19 protein-coding genes are annotated in these 18,668 nt (G+C 41.5%); 8 read left to right on the plus strand and 11 right to left on the minus strand.

Features of this window, described 5'->3' with window-relative positions:
• Nucleotides 1-48: 48 nt before the first annotated feature.
• Entirely contained in the window at nt 49-216 is a 168-nt protein-coding gene (locus tag V8Q34_RS09140) for a hypothetical protein (protein ID WP_335835271.1), read from the minus strand.
• 375 nt (nt 217-591) lie between these two features.
• Here V8Q34_RS09140 and V8Q34_RS09145 point away from each other — a divergent pair, with 375 nt between their 5' ends.
• On the plus strand, nt 592-1,896 hold the full coding sequence (locus V8Q34_RS09145; protein ID WP_335835272.1) for a sensor histidine kinase: 1,305 nt from the start codon (nt 592-594) through the stop codon (nt 1,894-1,896).
• A gap of 448 nt (nt 1,897-2,344) precedes the next feature.
• Here the strand turns inward: V8Q34_RS09145 and V8Q34_RS09150 are convergent, their stop codons facing one another.
• The 5 genes from V8Q34_RS09150 to V8Q34_RS09170 form a co-directional block, all read right to left on the minus strand.
• Nucleotides 2,345-3,145 (minus strand): IS4 family transposase, encoded by an 801-nt coding sequence (locus tag V8Q34_RS09150; RefSeq protein ID WP_335835273.1) that lies wholly within the window; start codon nt 3,143-3,145, stop codon nt 2,345-2,347.
• Entirely contained in the window at nt 3,061-3,414 is a 354-nt protein-coding gene (locus V8Q34_RS09155) for a hypothetical protein (protein ID WP_335835274.1), read from the minus strand. Before V8Q34_RS09155 ends, V8Q34_RS09150 begins: the two co-directional genes overlap by 85 nt.
• 211 nt (nt 3,415-3,625) lie before the next feature.
• The gene (locus V8Q34_RS09160; protein WP_335835275.1) at nt 3,626-5,848 is read right to left on the minus strand and encodes an SH3 domain-containing protein; all 2,223 of its coding nucleotides are present in this window, start codon (nt 5,846-5,848) and stop codon (nt 3,626-3,628) included.
• 107 nt (nt 5,849-5,955) lie between these two features.
• Nucleotides 5,956-6,654 (minus strand): hypothetical protein, encoded by a 699-nt coding sequence (locus tag V8Q34_RS09165; protein ID WP_335835276.1) that lies wholly within the window; start codon nt 6,652-6,654, stop codon nt 5,956-5,958.
• Nucleotides 6,651-7,217, minus strand: a complete 567-nt coding sequence (locus V8Q34_RS09170) for an accessory gene regulator B family protein (RefSeq protein WP_335835277.1) — start codon at nt 7,215-7,217, stop codon at nt 6,651-6,653. Before V8Q34_RS09170 ends, V8Q34_RS09165 begins: the two co-directional genes overlap by 4 nt.
• A gap of 146 nt (nt 7,218-7,363) precedes the next feature.
• Here V8Q34_RS09170 and V8Q34_RS09175 point away from each other — a divergent pair, with 146 nt between their 5' ends.
• Nucleotides 7,364-8,119, plus strand: coding sequence for a LytR/AlgR family response regulator transcription factor (locus tag V8Q34_RS09175; RefSeq protein WP_335835278.1), 756 nt, complete (start codon nt 7,364-7,366; stop codon nt 8,117-8,119).
• A 24-nt stretch (nt 8,120-8,143) separates the two neighbouring features.
• On the opposite strand, the gene V8Q34_RS09180 is transcribed toward V8Q34_RS09175, so the two are convergent.
• From V8Q34_RS09180 to V8Q34_RS09190, 3 genes are all read right to left on the minus strand, one after another.
• Nucleotides 8,144-8,674, minus strand: a complete 531-nt coding sequence (locus V8Q34_RS09180; protein WP_335835279.1) for an RNA polymerase sigma factor — start codon at nt 8,672-8,674, stop codon at nt 8,144-8,146.
• Between the two features lie 69 nt (nt 8,675-8,743).
• Nucleotides 8,744-9,007, minus strand: coding sequence for a phage holin family protein (locus tag V8Q34_RS09185; protein ID WP_335835280.1), 264 nt, complete (start codon nt 9,005-9,007; stop codon nt 8,744-8,746).
• A complete protein-coding gene (locus tag V8Q34_RS09190) occupies nt 9,008-9,343 on the minus strand; it encodes a hypothetical protein (RefSeq protein WP_335835281.1) in 336 nt (111 codons plus the stop codon). It lies immediately after the preceding gene.
• A gap of 643 nt (nt 9,344-9,986) precedes the next feature.
• Between V8Q34_RS09190 and V8Q34_RS09195 the strand changes: the two genes are divergently transcribed.
• Together V8Q34_RS09195 and V8Q34_RS09200 are read left to right on the plus strand one after the other, a co-directional pair.
• Nucleotides 9,987-10,244 (plus strand): helix-turn-helix domain-containing protein, encoded by a 258-nt coding sequence (locus V8Q34_RS09195; protein WP_335835282.1) that lies wholly within the window; start codon nt 9,987-9,989, stop codon nt 10,242-10,244.
• A gap of 24 nt (nt 10,245-10,268) precedes the next feature.
• The gene (locus V8Q34_RS09200; protein ID WP_335835283.1) at nt 10,269-10,817 is read left to right on the plus strand and encodes a Uma2 family endonuclease; all 549 of its coding nucleotides are present in this window, start codon (nt 10,269-10,271) and stop codon (nt 10,815-10,817) included.
• 128 nt (nt 10,818-10,945) lie between these two features.
• On the opposite strand, the gene V8Q34_RS09205 is transcribed toward V8Q34_RS09200, so the two are convergent.
• Entirely contained in the window at nt 10,946-11,731 is a 786-nt protein-coding gene (locus V8Q34_RS09205) for an arylamine N-acetyltransferase family protein (protein WP_335835284.1), read from the minus strand.
• A gap of 276 nt (nt 11,732-12,007) precedes the next feature.
• On the opposite strand from V8Q34_RS09205, the gene V8Q34_RS09210 reads away from it, so the two are divergent.
• The 4 genes from V8Q34_RS09210 to V8Q34_RS09225 all read left to right on the plus strand — a co-directional run bounded on the left by V8Q34_RS09210 (nt 12,008) and on the right by V8Q34_RS09225 (nt 17,187).
• The gene (locus tag V8Q34_RS09210) at nt 12,008-13,399 is read left to right on the plus strand and encodes an MFS transporter (RefSeq protein ID WP_033143304.1); all 1,392 of its coding nucleotides are present in this window, start codon (nt 12,008-12,010) and stop codon (nt 13,397-13,399) included.
• 16 nt (nt 13,400-13,415) lie between these two features.
• Nucleotides 13,416-14,477, plus strand: a complete 1,062-nt coding sequence (locus tag V8Q34_RS09215; RefSeq protein WP_033143305.1) for a uroporphyrinogen decarboxylase family protein — start codon at nt 13,416-13,418, stop codon at nt 14,475-14,477.
• Entirely contained in the window at nt 14,471-15,469 is a 999-nt protein-coding gene (locus V8Q34_RS09220; protein WP_335835285.1) for a uroporphyrinogen decarboxylase family protein, read from the plus strand. The genes V8Q34_RS09215 and V8Q34_RS09220 overlap by 7 nt, the downstream gene beginning before the upstream one ends.
• A 140-nt stretch (nt 15,470-15,609) precedes the next feature.
• Nucleotides 15,610-17,187, plus strand: a complete 1,578-nt coding sequence (locus tag V8Q34_RS09225) for a PucR family transcriptional regulator (protein WP_103732527.1) — start codon at nt 15,610-15,612, stop codon at nt 17,185-17,187.
• A 68-nt stretch (nt 17,188-17,255) separates the two neighbouring features.
• Here V8Q34_RS09225 and V8Q34_RS09230 read toward each other — a convergent pair whose 3' ends face one another.
• A complete protein-coding gene (locus tag V8Q34_RS09230; RefSeq protein WP_335835286.1) occupies nt 17,256-18,623 on the minus strand; it encodes an MATE family efflux transporter in 1,368 nt (455 codons plus the stop codon).
• Between the last annotated feature and the right edge of the window lie 45 nt (nt 18,624-18,668).

Below are 18,668 nucleotides of genomic sequence, written 5' to 3' on the forward strand. Positions count from 1 at the left end.
CACAATAAAAGTAGATAATCTAAGTGGTGACTAAACAAGCTTTAAGATTCACTTAAAATCCTTACGGATGTGGTCATAGCCATACTCTTTATTATATTGAAACACCTTTCTCCAAAAACAGTGCAAGAAACGGTCTGATAAGGGCTGTGTATCTTCCTTGGTCACATGGAGTACATACTGGGAATTCAGTGCACCACGCCGGAAGAATTCTATCATCACCGCCTCCAACTGATGATACCACTGTTTCAGGAGCAGTACAGAGACATGCCTACGGATTTCAATATTAGTTCTGGATTCCTCTTCACTAAGCAAATTTTAATCAATATCAGGATATACAATATCCCCGACAAGCCTAGGTTGATAACAATGCATAGGCATACTCTGTGGTAAACCACGCTTGCATAAAATCCCTATATTTATCACTTTTAAAATTATATTACTAATCATTTTTCCTCCCTAATTTTGCATAAAAATTATATTACATCTAGAACATTTATTAGCTTTATGTTAGTATAATATCATAATCAACTTTTCTTTTAAAAAAAATGTATAATCGTTGTATTTTATTGCATAAACGATAGGAGGGAAACTATGATTTACTTTTTTATATCAAGCTTCTTAGGTGTTTCCGTTACGATTTTTACATGCATACATATGTTATATTACGATTTAACTTACTCATTAAAGATAGCTTTATGGACTGGGGGTTTAATCCTATCTCCTGTTACAGCGTATTTTATCAATGAATATTCTACTTATTTATTAATTGCATACATATTATTAATTATAATTACCAATAAACAATACTCCTTAATAAACTGTTTTTTATTCCTTATAGGATACTTAATACAGGTTACTCTAAATTATATTTGTCTACTATTGGTATACCTTTTTTTTAATGTAAATTTTTCAGAATTCAATTTCACTCAAAGCATGATTTTCATTATATTTTACGTCATTCTATGTTGTTATATAACGCGTAGAATAGGCGTTTTTATAAAAAAACACCTATCAATTACATACTTTACTGAACATAAAAATATGTTGATAATAATTGTCATTTTTGTTATCTCTTGCGTTTCGTTATTTATATTTAATTTTTCATTTAGCGAACAATTAGGTTATCCTACTTACTTTACTTTTATAAACTGTTTTTTATTTCTATCGTACTTTTCTTTAACTATTGTATTAATTTATTATATAGTAAGATCCGTCAAAAGAGAGGCATTAGAAAAGCAAAAATCAGCAGAATTAAAAATTCTACAGGAATACACCGTTAAACTGGAAGACCTTTATCAACAAATGCGTTCCTTCAAACACGATTACATAAACATTCTGGCTACCCTGGATTGTTATATAGAACAACGGGACTTTGATAGTCTGGATGAATACTTTCATAATAAAATTCTACCCACTGGAAAACAATTTTCCAAAGATACCGCGTCGCTAGGAAGACTTGCAAATATACAAATTTTAGAACTAAAAAGTATACTATACCAAAAGCTCATGCGTGCATCCTCTCTTCATTTGCAGTTGAATATTGATATTCCCACTCCGCTTATTTCTCTTGGTTCTATGGATCCTATAGATTTATCCCGGCTAATGGGTATTTTTCTTGACAATGCCATAGAAGCCGCATCTGACACTGAAGAAAAATATTTATTTTGTGGTCTTTTACAAAACGAAGGTAATACGATTATCTGTCTTATAAATTCTTGTAATTTAAAAGGTATCCCTATCGAGAAACTATATGAAAATGGTTTTACAACCAAAGATACGGGACAGGGGATTGGACTTTCTAATGCCAAAGAGATATTAAATAAATATCCAGAAATTATACATCGTACAGAATGCAGAGATAATCACTTTACCCAGGAGCTTCATATTCCACAATGATAAGAAATAGTATCTTAATAACCAAAACAGAAGCAGGGGTATTTCCCCAATGTCATTTAGTTAAGACATTTTATTGATAGCTCATCATTAGGCAGAGATTCGGACTTCTTATCTCTGCCTATTTTTTTATTTTTGAAAGAAGATTTTTCTGTATTCAGGTAACACAAAAAGACGATTGCCATCTGTCTGAAAAAGAGATATACTTTTGTAGAAGTTAAACAACTCGGTACAGGAAACTTACCGCTGACTTTGTTCTGACTTTGCGAGGGTCTGAACGTCCTGGTCTGACAGGTAAAAGATTCTTCTGTATCAGTTTCTCAACATCAGGTGGAGAAATATCATTCCGCAGAAAATAACGACATATATGAATCGCTATCGTGTAATTCATCTGGTAAATATGTTTTTTATCCTTTTGGTGGATTACCACATGCATCGTGATGATTTCACACTAATTGTATAGGATCAGACGTGCATAAATTTCCTGCATGATATACTCCACCTTTTTTGAATGAAAACAGCTTAACCCAATTGCATATTTCAATTCCCTGAAAGATGTTTCAATTCCCCCTCTCATTTTATAAATCTTTTTTATCTCTTCCGCAGGGAATTCTTCCAGATGCAGGTTTGTGATAATAGACTCGTAAGAATCTTCTGAAACAGCAAATCTTACCACCCGGAAATTCAGGGTATAAAATTTTCTATCATGTGAATCCAGGTAATCGAAGGAACTTGTTTTTGGAAGAAACTTATATTGTTCCGGATTGGCTTTTATTTCATTTGTCTGTTTCCGAATCAGCACAAGTTGCATGGAATGGTCAAATTCATCCTCATCAGGAAGCATAAAGCTTCCAGTCATACTGCTCTTTCCCCCATCTTTAACACGAATCAAATAATGCATTCCTTTTTCCTGGACATGGGCGAAAATGTTATAGATTTCATACCCTCTGTCAGCAATAAAAATTGTTTTGTTCTGTCCCTGACAGCGGTCAATCATCAGAGTCATTGCCAGAGACTCATTTTCTTTCCGCGCGGGCTGTATCAAAACATTTGTATAGCGTTTTTCACACAAGTCATAGAGCGCATTGAGGTGGATCTGGTTATATCCCCTATCCATTGCCTGTGATTGAAAATAAGTATCGGTATCCTTTGGATTACGGGCAATATTTAGATCAGAACCATCACAGGCCAATAGTTGATAACCTTTATAATTCTTTTGAAATGGAACAAGAGAATTAAATTCATAGAACAAAATTGAAATGCCTCCAGAAGCAGTTTGGTTCTTTGCTGATTAAAAGCCGAAGCAGAAGGAGTATCAACGGAAAACTGAAAATAATCCAATAATTCTTTTTTTAAACTGGCACTTTCCATGGAAAGAATTAATTGAACGGTAGCCGCAAAATTAAGTTTTCTTCTTCTTGAAAAATCAGTGTCCGGATTCTTAGAAAATAACCACGGGACAGCCGCCATCTGTTGGATAAGGGATAATAGATTGTTTTTTACATATTCAGCAAATATCATAGGTGTACCTCCAAAATGTAATACATTCAAGAGGCTTCGCCGCACATTTCCTCATGCTTGTCAAGCACTTTTCAGAAATAATCACAAAAAAAGAGCAGGGTACATAATTTTATATACCTTGCTCTGTAAAAGATGTTATTCCAATGTCTTAACTAAATGACATGGGTATTTCCCCCTGCTTCTGCTTAGCATACCATAAAAATCAGATGATTTAATTATTAGCAAGCTGCTCAAACGTATTTCCGCCTGCAATACCATCAACATCCAATCCACACATACTCTGGAAAGAACGAACTCCCTGTTCTGTTGAAGGCCCAAAATCATTGTCAATTCCATTGGTTAATGTGATTCCATGTGCATATAAGCCAATCTGAAGGACACCTACATATGAGTTGTTATCACCCTGAGAAAGCGGATGTGCTGCACAGGCAGATGCTGTATTGCTACCCCATATACCGTCTGCAACAAGTCCTGAACCATAAACACTGTTCAATGCCTTCTGAATTGCACAGACGTAAGCCTCCTGACTTGCCGGTCCCCAAATTCCATCTACACTTAAACCGGCATTATATCTGCTATTCAACGTACTCTGCGCAATACCTGCCGCACTTCCTGCACCTCCTGAAGAACCAGATGAGCTGACATAATCCTGATGCATATAACCAATTCCAATTCCTTCTGCTTTAATATGTATCCATACACCGGAGCGGGTTCCATCTACTTCAAACATATTTCCTTTATTCAGATATCCAATAACTGTTCCATTAGGTGTTGCGCGTACACGTACCTCATCACCAGTACAATATCCGGTTCCTGTCCGGTTCCATGAAGAACTGCTTCCATCATAAACCACATAATCTTCATGCATATAACCAATTCCAATTCCGGCCACTTTAATATGTACCCATACACCAGACTTTGTTCCGTCTACTTCAAAGCGGTTTCCTTTATCCAACATTCCTATAACTGTACCTCCCGGGGCAGCACGTACATATACACTGTCTCCCCCGCACGTAGCTGTCCCTGTTGCTGTCCATGAACTGCTTCCTCCATCATAGGATACATAATCTTCATGCATGTAACCAACTCCGATTCCCGCAGCTTTTATGTGTACCCATACACCTGATTTATAACCGTCTACTTCAAAACGATCTCCTTTACTCAGAGACCCTATCACCGTTCCATTAGGCGATTCACGGACATTTACACCTTCACCTGTGCAAGTTGCAGTTCCGGTAGGTTTGAAAGTGTCCACAGGATAGGGATTTTCTCCTGATCCTCCGTCATTAATGGAAGTTATTATACTATAATCTGGTCTTGCAAATTTTGTACCGGGCAGTCTGCTATTATTGCGTTCTCTAATAAATACTCCAATTCCCTCATCAATAACTCCGGAGCCATCATTTGTATTTCCTTCAATAGTAGTAAAACTATCGCCATTGACTGCGATAACAAGACCTGTATGATAGAATCCCTTTTCGGTACTATAGTACATGACAACATCACCAACCTGAGGATTGGCATATCTGGTAAATAGATTTGCCAGTTTAGGTACATAAATATATGGATAATGTTTAAGCAGTGTAGCTGCAGCCGACCTTCCAAATGCTTTCTCAAATACCCAGGTTACAAAAGCTGCACACCAGGGTTGTCCCTGCAGACTTGAATCAATATCACGCCAATATTTTGTATAGTTGTCATATCTCGAACCAGGTGCAAAATTATCCAGGTTATCACCATAACCTTTTTCAAAATATCCGACTTCTTTTTTTGCAATCGTTATTGCAGCCTCAATTGCGGCTTCCGGGGTAACAACATAATTGCTGATATATTTTTTTAATGCATTATATACCATAGTCTGCCGGCTTCTGTATACACCAACCTGATTTCCAGTATCTGTTTTGCAGGCTGCATAGAGATTATCCAGAGTATAAGGCTGCTGACATTTCGCTAAAATTCTCGGCACAGCTCCGGAACCACCCTGATGCTCAAAATTTGCACACATCATTTTCGCGTCCATATCAGTCACTCCTAAAGAGGCTGCTCTATTTATAAAATTCTCCATCTGCTCCTCAATAAGCTGATCCTGACAACGGTGGCCTACAGATGTGTCAATAATTCTAACAATACACTGTGCCTTTGCCGATGTTTTCGATATCCTATAGTTTGACCAGTCTGAGGCATCCAAATCAGCCCTGACCCCCGCCGTATCAAGACTTGCAAAAAGACTTGGATCTGCCTGTCTAATACGATCAAGAAGCGTTTTTGCTTCAATTCCATACCACTGACCGGCCCCTATAGTAATAGCGTATTCAGTGGAGCTGTTTGTATAAGCTTCAGTAAAATCCGCATAATCTTTATTACCATATACTTGTCCTCCGGTCTCTACTGCATAGATAATGTTTCTAATCACTGACTTTTCATAATCTGTCATATTATTTTCTCCTTATATTATCATTATTGAATGCATTCATAATATAAAGAGGTAGAAAAATATATATTGTAAACAAAAAAGCCAGAAATAATCTGGCTTTTGCTTAACTATTGCTCATTCTCAGGATACTCATATTCATAATCATATAACCTTGGTTCTTTTTCATCTCCATCACTGGTTATTTCCGTAGCTATATTAACTCCATTTTCAGTATAATATGTTAAATATACAACTAACCCACCAGTTATACGACAAGGACAGTTAATTGTTGCATCTCCAATATAATAAGACACCCCCGTCTTCCGAGCTTCAATCACACTGGGAGGAGCCTCTTCCCATCCTTCTGCGATCATCATGGTTTGCCCATCAGAGTCTGATTCTACAACAAAACCACATGTTTGTATCAAATTTTTCTCTGCACTTTCTATATTTTCATTAGTATCTGCATTCTCTTCTTCATTTGCGACTCCATTCACATCTGCCTCCCCATTCTGCTCATCTTCATTTACATTTCCATTGTTATCCTGTACTTCCTCCTTTACATCTGAATTTCTATCCTCGTCCTTTTTTTGCGTAGACGGAGTGCTGGTTTTATCTGAATTTTCAGTTTTCTTTTCATCTGTGACATTTTGCGAATTTTCTTTAGGCTGAACTATTTTCTCCTCTTTTTTGACAGGATCATTTGAAGATTCCGATGATACCGTCGGAGTATTTTCCTCTGTTTTATCTTTCGTGCCACAGCCTGAAACCGAAAGAGATACGGTAGTTGCCAATACAATTGCTAAAATCATATACTGTTTTTTCATTTCATATTCCTCCAACTTAATCTATTGTTTTTTAGTGAAACTATGCTGACAACTTCCATAGAGCATGCAAAAAACATAATTTCTCTTGTCTGCCAATCCTGCACTATTATTTCAGCCAGAATTATAATACATAAAATAAATATTGAATTTCTTTTTCTTCGCTTTAATTCTACCTTATCTGTTATGGGAAAATTTTCTGTAAAGTACGGTGCTTCTTTATATAACAAAAACGCATAAAATACCAGACATATTAACAAAAATGAATATGGCACTTTTACCAGCTTCCCACATAATATAGAACCATAAATAATTATAATCATAGTCAGACTGCATCTCCAGCTCGTTTTACAATGCCGTCCTCCTGCCTGACTGCGAAGCCCACAAAACACAAGTAATACTATGGCTGTTTCAGACAAATATCCCGTACACATTCCCACCATTAGCAAAACCAGCGTTTTCCCCCAGGTAACCCCTATCACCTCCAACCCATATGCCAATATATCAATATTATAATCCTGATCATCAGAATATATCAACAACCAATTTGCAATTTTTTTATACATATTTGCTTCGTGCCTCTATCCCCATTTTTTTCGAGCATTTTCAACAAATTACATGATTTTCATTTTAACATATGCTATAATGGATACACTGTTTTACGCACAAACGTCTTGTTTTTTTGCACAAACGTTTAGAAAGAAGGATATGTATGCTGCCAATTTTTATTTGTGAAGACGAACCTACCCTCCTTAAAAGTTATACAAACTATATTCAGGATTATCTTTCTTTCCATGAATACGAAATGAAAATAGTTTGTTCAACAGATAATCCTGACGAAATATTAACTATAGTGAGTAAGGACAAACAAAAAGGAATTTATTTTCTTGATATAGAACTGGGAGACAATAGAAAAAAAGAGGGGATATATCTTGGAGAAAAAATCAGACAATATGATCCTGATGGCTATATTATCTATATTACATCGCATTCAGAATTGAGCATGATGGTATTGCGACACAGAGTGGCCGCTACAGACTTTATCCCTAAGGATGAAACTGAACAAATAAAGAAAAATATTGCGGATATTTTAACACATATACATGAAAGAGATACTAAGTCACTTCCTATAGAAGAAATTCTTATTTTGAAGACTAAAACAGAAAAAATATATTTAAAACAATCCGATATATATTACATAGAAATAGTGCCGGGTGCGCGCAAAAGCGCCATTCATACCCAATACAGTATTTATGAAACAGGCGAGTCATTAAAACTTCTCAAATCCCGGCTGAATAACAATTTTATATATTGCCACAAATCCATTATTATCAATCTCCAGCATGTAAAGGCTCTACAAAAAAAAGTTCGTAAAATTGTATTTGACAACAATCTTACTTGTGATGTTGCAGTACGCTATCAAAAAGAAGTTTCTTTAGCTCTGGAGTCCCAAAACAGCTCTAAATGAACTAAAAGGCATAGGGCAATTCCCCTATGCCTCCAGATATTCCTTAATCAGTATCTTTTTTACCCTATGGACATATTGTCTACTGACTTTTAACGAATCAGCAATTTCTGCGTCACTCTTATTGTCATACCAAAATGCCCGAAGAATATTCCCTTTTAACTTACTTTTTTCTTCTATATTTTGTATGTATTTTTCAAAATCAATATGAACGAGGGTATCTGTACTGTAATTTTCCCTTATTTCCAGTGTTTGAAAAATTTCCTCTTCGGAGATTATTTCTATATCTGTAATGTATTTATCGCACATTTTTGCAAATTTGTGTTTAACACTTCTTTTCATATACGCCAAACATTCTCCTTCACTTTTATTTTCATCCAGATATTTTATAGTTTCCAATATAGTAATATAAAATTCCTGCATGGAATCCTCTTTCTCCATAAAGTGCACTCTGCCTGCATATTTTTTCACAAGAGGTGTCATTCGAATCATAATCTGATTCAACGCTTCTTTATCCCCCTTTTTGTATTTTTTCAGTAACTCTTTAATTGTGTCCAATCGGTCCATCCCCTTTTATTGGGGTAAGTAGAACCGAAAGTCTTAAATGTAAACTAAACTGTCAAAAAATCATTTTTCTTTTTGTTCAATTGTGTTTTTGAATACTTCATACGCCCCTGTACTTGCTAATCCGGATACCATTCCGCCAAGCAGGATTTCAGGTGTAATATAGGTATATAATGCTATGTTTATCAACATTCCTATAATTAGCATAGACAATGGAATGAATCTATTTGGAAATTTCGTAAATAAGGATTTTAATACACTCCCTATACACAAACACATCCCCCAAGTAACAAAATTTATATACTCAATTAATTTTGATGTATCCATCTAAACACCTCCTTCTGTCGGCAGTTCACGCATTTTTTCAATCAATTCCGTGATTGTTCCATTCCCACCCAAGAGGCTATAGTAGCGATATAACTCCTCGACATTTTCTCTTGCATATATGGGAAAATATTCTTTTTCCTCATAATAATGATTATACATATTCAATATCTGACTTCTTAAAAGAGCTTTTGTTCCACGCATGATTGCTACATTTCTATTCCTTTCCTGCCTTACAGCTTTTAACATGAGACGACAGGTTAGAGTAATTAAAATATTCAAAATTCCAAATAACCATACCACCCAATTATTTTGGAAATAAACAATAATTCCCTCCAACAGCCGTACCTCCTCTCTTTATTTAAATAAGTTTGTTATACAATAAATAAAGAGATATTAAAAAATCTATTGTAAACAATAAGTTTTATCTCTTCTAAATCTTTAATTTTTACAATTTTATCATTTAATCCAACATATTTTTTAATTATTGCATAACTGTTGTTTTTAACAGGCTAAACGTAATAACCACATTTTAATTAAAAAACATTTTCAACTTTAGCTGTATTTTTCGTGGAGTAAGAAAAAAGATAACTTAAAAACCGATGGCTGTAATCTCAATAACCAAGAATAGGTAATGTAACTTCCAAATGGAACTTTAACACATAAAACAGTATCAATCCGAATACAAAAACAAGGCTTTTTATGATTTTAATTTCATCATAAAAAGCCTTGAATAAAAGCATTCACTATTTTACATAAATTAATCAACACTGTACTCTATCTCATATGCATTACATCTGGCTCGGTAACGCCCAAGAGTACGATTACTGAGGGGTTGTTCCTCGAACGAGGTCGTATGGGAATTTTACTCAAAATAACCTTTAAAATGATTTTATAACTGTTTTTGATTATATATTCTTGTTAAAAGCTATTTTCTATGTTATATTGTTATTATAAAATCATCATAGGAGGAGACTTGATTATGTCAGCATCTAAAGTTATAAAGCAAATCATGGTTGAGCGTGATATTTCCGTTAAAAATCTTGCTGAAATGTTGGGGGTTAAATCTCAAATTTTAAGCAATAAATTATATCGTGATACATTCACATATAATGACTATGTGAAAATAGCGAATATGCTTAACTGTACTGTTCAGACAGTAACCAAAGATTCAGGGAAGGTATTTATAAACGAGTACAACTCCGAGATACAAGAAACCACATCAGCCACTAACCAATAAGCCACCAGGAAAGGATGTGTTACTATGGCAATACCACAGAAGCAGATTTACACAGAAGCCGACTATTACGCTTTGCCGGAGGATGTCCGTGCAGAGTTGATTGACGGTCAAATCTATTACCAAGCTGCACCAAGCCGGGCGCATCAAGAAGTACTGATGGAGCTTTCAGGAAGTATCCGGGATTATCTCAAATCAAAAGGCGGTTTCTGTAAGGTCTATCCTGCTCCATTTGCTGTCAAATTACATGAGGACAGAAAAACTATCGTTGAACCGGATATAAGCGTGATCTGTGACCGTGACAAACTTACAGACCGGGGTTGTACAGGCGCACCTGATTGGATTATTGAGATTGTTTCACCTGGTAATTCCAGTCATGACTACATCCGAAAGCTGAACCTGTACACTAATGCAGGCGTTCGGGAATACTGGATTGTAAACCCTATAAAAAAATCAATCTATGTTTACTACCTGGAAGAAACAAAGTTTGAAACTACAGCTTATACTTTCCAGGACAAAATAAAGGTCAATATCTATGATGATCTGTGGATTGACTTTTCAGACATTAGACTTTAATTAGTGTTTCGTTTTTATGGCAGCAGGCTTTTCCTTCCCTGCTGCCTTTCTCATGCCAACCCTCTGCCGGACATGCCGTCTTGATCATGGAAATGTGAGCGGTTCGCCCTTCGGTTATAATTCCACCTCTATACAACAATCTCAAAATACCTCTCCAAAACCCCTTTCATCTCCTCCTCCCCAATCTCCATCTCCTGCACCACTACCCCATTCTCCACTTCCGTAAACCGATTTCCCATCACCGACACACTCCCACGCTCTGTCCTCTTATTCAGATAAAGCCTCTGACGGAACACGGAATTTTCGTTCTTGGAGCAGTATTCATTCATGGGGATATAATCCACAGCTTCCTGGGGCATGGTATAGAACTGCAGCATGGACTCAATCTCTCCGCTGCCGGTCCTTCTCTTCATGGTCCACCAGGGGACTTCATCCTTATACATAAAGTACCGCTCTCCCCTCATATCCGCCACTGCTCCGTCCTGCACCGGGACTGCTCCCGGGGGCATGGGACCGCCGTAGCCCACGTCGCAAAAATACTTCATGCCATCCAGCTCCACGATGATTCCCCTGTGAAGCACAAGCGGCACATAATTCTTATTCCTGGTGATCCGGCACATACAGGAGCTGGCATGGAACCCCAGGTCCTTTAACAGAGCGGTAAACAGGGCATTCAGTTCAAAACAGTAGCCGCCTCTGTGCTTTGTCACCACCTTTTCATAGATTGCTTCAATGTCCAGCGGAATGTCCTTTTGAAACATCCAGACATCCAGATTTTCAAACGGCACATGGAGCTGATGCCCGTAGATCAGGTCATCCAGGTATTCCTTTGTGAGCACATCCCTGCGCTTTCGCTGAATCCGTACCAGATAGGCGTCTGCATCGGGAACAGACGCATACAGTGCTTCATACATAATCCTTCCTCCTTTTGCAGCACACCATATGATATCTTCATTATATACAGGTGCATTTTTGTTTGTAAAGCGGAAAAAAACTTTCGTCATATTGATCATACCCTATGCTACAAAAAGTAGGAATCTTTTTTCGGCAAATGAAACCCTGTGCGGATTTACGCACCGGAAATCCTGTTATATACTGATGTTATGAATTTATTACTGCATACCGGTATGTGAGCAAAAAGTATGAACGGGCAAGTGCGCATTTTGTCCAAAAGGAAGGGAGAAATTCAGATGAGTAACGAAAAGAAAGGACTGAGTAAGGCGCTGAAGCTGTTCTACGGCATCGGCGACTGCGGCTTTACCCTGATGACCAATGTGGAGAGTTATTACTTTAACTTTTTCCTCACAAATCTGGCACAGTTCGGACTGGCAACCGTCTCCTTTATCACCACCACCGCAAGCGTCATAGACGCCTGCCTGTCCTGGATATATGGAGCCATCTTAAACAGTATCAAACCGAAAAAATGGGGCCGCTACCGTTCCTGGCTGATTCTTCTGCCATGGCTGGTACCGTTTCTCTATGCATTCCAGTTTCTGAAGATCGGAGACGGGCCTCTTTCCATAGCGATCATTATCGCGGCTGCTGTTGTCAGCCATGTTGTATGGAACTTCCCCTATGTGGCCAATGTATCCATGATCGCGGTAGCCGGAAAAACACCGGATGACAGGGCGCATCTGGCCTCCACAAGAGCTGCGTGGGCTAACTTTTCCAAGGTGATCTTCTCCTATGTGGGGCCTCCCCTGGCTGCTCTCTTTGCAGGCATGATCGGAGAAAAAAGCCAGTACGGCGCAACCGCTTTTGTACTGGGATGTATTATGGCAGTGCTTTATTTCGCACATTTTAAAATGTTTGACGGATACGAGGAGGCAGAAGCAGCGGCAAACAGCGCAGCAGCTAAAAAAGACACCACCAAGACAGGCGGTATGGACCTGATCAAGGCCCTTCTGCAGAATCCGCCCCTCCTCTCCCTTTTGCTGGCTGATCTGGCAAAATGGATGTTCAATTTCGTGTGCTCCGGCGTAGCCATCTATTACTTCACCTATGTGGCACAGAATGCGGACCTTCTGGCAAGATATATCCTGATCTCCAACATTTTGTGCGTGATCGGTTCTTATTTTGCCAAAAATATGGCAAAGAAAATCTCGACCAGATCCACCACCATCGTCACCTTTTTCGCCATGGCTGTCATACTGATCGCCGCCAATTTCATCTATTCCAACGTGACCCTGGTCATTGTTCTTATGTCAGCGGCACAGTTCGGATATGGAGTTGCCTACGCGTGTACTCCGGCTCTCTATGCCGATACCATTATCTACTCTGAGTGGAAAACAGGAAAAAATGCTACCGGGTGGATCAGCGGACTTCAGAATGTCCCCTTAAAAGTCGGTGTTATGACAAGGGGTATCATCATCTCCGCCTGCCTTGCCTTCGCTGCCTTTGACCCGAGCATCGACGCTGCTATGGCATCTGTAGAGCTGAAAAAAGGTATCTGCATGGCATTTATGGTCATCCCTGCACTAGCCCTCATTGTGGCCGCTGTCCTACTTCTCTTCGGCTTCCGCCTGACAAAAGAGAAAGTGGAGCAGTATTCCGCTGAGATTGCCGCAAGAAACAGAAAATAACAGGAGGTATCAGAATATGAAATTTGACGAAAAAGAACTGGAGATCATCGGTGAATACAACATGCCCGGCATTTACGGCGCGCCGGACAGCATAGTTCCCAAATACAACCGTCCCATCACCCCAAAGGAAAACATGCTCCGCATGCTGGAAGGCAGGATGCCTCTGTGGGTGCCAAACCAGACCCTTGACAACAATGCCATACAGCCCCTTGTTATGCCGGATGCAAAAGCCCGCAATTTCGGCGGCACGGACTGGTTCGGCATTGAGTGGGAATACGAGCCGAACACAAAGGCAGCCATGGTAAAACCAGGTACCCGGAGGCTGTCTGACATTACAAAATGGCGGGAAGAACTGGAATTTCCTGACTTGACCGCCATAGACTGGAAGAAAGACTACGAAGAGAATTATAAAGGACGGATTGCCTGTGACCGCTTTTCCTACTTTGTCATAGTAAACGGATTTTTTGAAAGAACTGCTGACCTGATCAGTTTTGAGGATGCCTTCTGTGCCCTCATCGAAGAGCCGGAGGAGCTGACTGCCTTCTATGACAAGCTGGCTGAATGGCACATTGAACTGATCAAGATCGCCCATGATGTCTACCACACAGATATGATCCTCTTCCACGACGATATGGGAACCCAGATCAGCACCTTCTTCTCACCGTCTACCTATGAAGAGCTGTTTGTTCCCCAGTATAAGAAGATCACCAAAGCCGCCCACGATATGGGCATGTACATCTGTCTGCACTCCTGCGGCTGCATCAAAACACTGATGCCCCTCATTATTGAGGCTGGATTTGATGCCTGGGAGGGCCAGGACAGCGCCAATGATAAGGCAGCCATCATGGAGGAATACGGAAAAGACCTGGCACAGTGTACACTGTATATCATACCCGCGGATATGAGCGATGAGGACGCTGTCGCGGATATCCACAGAAAAGTAGATGAACTGGCTATGACCGGCCGTTTTGCCTGCCGTCTGAAGGATGAGAAGCCTGACCGTGCAGTGAATCTTGCCGATGAACTGTACCGCTACAGCAGAATCAAATATGCAGAATTGGAGGAATCAAAATGCTGACACCAAAAGAAAATTTCCTGGAAACCCTGAAAAAGGACGGAAAACCGGACCGCCTGGTCAATCAATATCAGCCCTTTGTCCCGATCATGAATGATTCCCTGCAGAAATTCACCAGAGGAAACCGTGTACGTGGAAAAACTTCCGTGGACCGCTGGGGAACGGAGATTCTCTTCCCCGAAGACGCTCCCGGCCCCATGCCCCATGTCACGGAAGCCAATAAAGTGTGTCCGGATGTGACCCGGTGGCAGGAATCCGTAAAAGTCCCTGACCTGATCGCCAACTGCAGCGACGGATGGGAAGACGCCCTCAGCGCCGCATCCCAGGTGGACCGCAGCGAAAAACTGGTTCTCGGCTTTATGGGTACCGGAATCTTTGAGCAGAGCCATTTTCTCATGGGCTTTGAGGATGCCCTGATGAATCTTCTTCTGGAGCCGGAATCCATGCAGGAGCTGGTTGACGCCATTGCGGAATACCGTTTCCGGTATGCCAAACTGCTGGTTGACAATCTGCACCCGGATATCATCCTGTCACACGATGACTGGGGTTCCAAGACCAGCCTGTTCATGCAGCCTGACATCTGGAGGCAGTTCTTCAAAGAGCACTATCGACGCATTTACGGATATATGCACGACCACGGTGTTCTGGTCATGCACCATGCAGATTCCTTCCTGGAACCTATTGTTGAGGACATGGCAGAGATTGGTGTGGATGTATGGCAGGGCGTGCTGCCGGAAAATGACATTTTAAAACTGCAGAAGCAGCTTGACGGCCGCATGACTCTCATGGGAGGCATTGACGCCACCATAGACCGTGAGGACGCCACGGAGGAAGAAATACGCGCAGATGTCCGGAGGGCCTGCAGCACTTACGGACCGGGCGGACACTTCATCCCCTGCATGACCTACGGCCTTGCCGGTACCATTTATCCCAAGACAGACGAGATCATCGCCGACGAGATTGAAGCTTACAACAGGGAAACCTATCATATCTGACGAAGCAGTCAAGAATGCGGAAACGGGAAAACAGCATTTCCCGCTTCCGCTTATTTTTCCATATATCATTGCAAACTTTGCACCCTTTTTCAGGAAATGTTATACTGTTGCCATACAAAAAGTAAAAGGAGAATCCGGCTTTGACAGAATTATCTTTCAATCCAGAGGAGAAAAACCGCCTGTTCCGGCTGAACATGCAGATACTGGCGGACGCCTTCTCGGAGCATGACCAGAATGTCACCTTCTATTCCCAGAATGACCGTCCCTGCCTGGAAGGTATACGCCTCTACAAAAAGGGAAAAAAACTGTATTCCCGGTATGTTTACCTGCTTCAAAGTGCGGATGTGGATCAGACGTTCCTCGATTACCGGGATGTTGATTTTATCGCTGTGGGACGTATTGATATCTCCTGTATCCATCCAAGCTGTCCTGTCATAGAGCTGAAAAGCGGCACCGACTTTCTGGATGCCTTTGAGCTGGTACAGGAAATTTTCGCCAAATACAGACAGTGGGACAGACGCCTGCAGTATGCCCTTGCCAGTGAACATCCCCTGGATGAAATGCTGCTGGCGAGCCTGGGGCTCTTCGGCAATCCCATGTTCATCCACGACACTGATTTTTATATTCTCTCCTGTCCCAGATATGTACAGGGCATGACCGTCTGGGAGCGGGATTCACGGACGGGGCGCAGCATGGTCCCTCTCAGCCTGATCCATGACTTCAAGGCAGACACCGAATATCTGGATACCCTCAGCAAAAAATCACCCGACCTTTTCTCCGCGGAACAGCGGGGCTACCGGATACTCTATGTGAATCTCTGGAACGGAAGCCGCTATGAGGGCCGCATCTGCGTGGATGAAATACAGAGTGAGATTCAGGAAGGCAACTATCTTGCCCTTGAATACCTGGGGCAGTCCATAGAGCTGGCGATCAAACACAAAAGTCTCTTTTATCTGAGCATGGGCAATGATATGGACCGCTTTTTCAATGAATACCTGGATGGCACCATCACGGACCCGCAGCGAATCCTCAATTACCTCTATTTCCTGCACTGGAAGCAGAATGACCGCTATCTCTGCCTGCGCCTGGAGACAGAGCAGAGGGATATCAATATGCTGTCCGCTGCCGCCACTCTGGGGCATATTGAGACGCAGATTCCCACGGGACACGCGTTCCTCTACCAAAACAGCATAGCTGTGGTGGTCAACCTGTCTTACGCCCATAATACCTCCTCTGAGGTCATCAGCAGTCTTGCGATCCTCATGCGGGAAGGCCTCCTGAAAATGGGTGCCAGCTCAGAGATCAGCGATTTCATGCTGGTCCCTCAGGGATACATCCAGGCCAGCGCAGCCCTGGATCTCGGCCGGAAAAGCGACAGCATGACCTGGTGCTACCGTTTTGACGACTACCTGCTGGAATATCTCCTGAAAAAAGGCAGGGAGGAAATCCCGCCCCAGCTTCTCTGCTCTGAAAAACTGCTTCTCCTGAAAAAATACGACGATAACAACAAAACAGACCTGTACCATACCGCCAAGGTCTATCTGGAGCTGGAACGCAATGTTCTGCAGACCGCAAAGGAGCTGTACATTCACCGCAGCACCCTCTTCTACCGTCTGGAACGCATCCGGAAAATCGCCGGCATAGATTTCGAGGACAGCAGGGAACGGCTTACCCTCCGGCTGTCCTTCTATATCCTGGAACAGAAGCTGGAAACTTGATTTTCCCAAATATTCACTCAAAAAAGGAACAGAAAACGGCAGCCTTAACCGTTCTCTGTTCCTTTTTATTATCTTCCTCTAAGCGGAGCAATCTTCTCCCTGTAAATCTTCTTATAGAAATACGCACTCAGCAATACAGATGCAATCTCCGCAATGGGTATGGACCACCACACAGCGGATAATCCTCCTACCTTTGCCAGAATCGCGGCTGCCGGCAGAATGATCAGAAGCTGTCTGGTCACGGATATGATCAGACTGTAGACACCATTTCCCAGAGCCTGGAACACGGAGCCCACAATGATACAGAATCCCGCGAACAGGAAGCTTAAGCAGATGATCCGAAGAGCCGGCACACCGATCGCCAGCATATCCTTGGAGGCATTGAACATACCCAGCAGCTGTGCCGGAAAGATCATGAACAGCGCCAGTCCCAAAAGCATGATGATCACCGCTGACGCAATGCTCAGATGGATCGTCTGGGTGATACGCTTCTTGTCCCCAGCCCCGTAATTATAGGCAACAATGGGAACCATACCGTTGTTCAGACCGAACACAGGCATGAAGATAAAGCTGTTCAGCTTGAAATATACTCCGAATACGGCAGTTGCCGTTGTGGTGAACTGAATCAGGATCTTGTTCATTCCAAAGGTCATGACAGAGCCGATCGCCTGCATGATAATGGAGGGCACGCCTACAGAATAGATCACTTTGATAATTCTTCCTGACGGTCTGAAATGCCGCATACTGATATGAATGTCCTTGTTAAACTTCACATTGAAGAACATTGCCAGGAACATACCGCAGAACTGTCCTAAAACTGTTGCTGCCGCGGCTCCCGCAACCCCCATCTTCGGAAAACCGAGAAGGCCGAAGATTAAGATCGGGTCAAAGATAATATTGATGACAGCGCCCAGTCCCTGGGATATCATAGTGTAAAAAGTACGTCCTGTGGACTGCAGAAGACGCTCAAACATAACCTGCATATAGACAGCAAGGCAGAGGCCTGAAATAATGGTCATATACTGGATTCCGTATTCCCGGATCTGCACATCCGAGGTCTGCATGTGGAAAAATGGCTTTGCCAGAGCAACTCCCAGCACTGCGAAGACCACGCAGCTTATGAATGCCAGAAAGATACCGTTTTTCGCCGATTCATCCGCTGTTCTGAAATCTTTTTCTCCCAGACTTCTGGATAACACGGCATTGACACCCACACCGGTACCCACTGCGATAGCGATCATAAGGCTCTGCACCGGAAAGACCAGAGAGACGGCAGTCAGCGCGTTCTCATTGATCTGTGCCACGAAAACACTGTCCACCACGTTGTATAAAGCCTGCACCAGCATGGACAATATCATGGGCAGAGACATCTGAAACAGAAGCTTCGGCACCGGCACGACTCCCATTTTATTCTCTTGTACATTTGTTTCTGTCATATAAGACTTCCTTTCCTTTATGTATTTCCCCCGGCAGAATATAGG

It is taken from the genome of Blautia sp. JLR.GB0024, assembly GCF_037000545.1.
In the GTDB taxonomy this organism is placed as follows: domain Bacteria; phylum Bacillota; class Clostridia; order Lachnospirales; family Lachnospiraceae; genus Blautia; species Blautia celeris.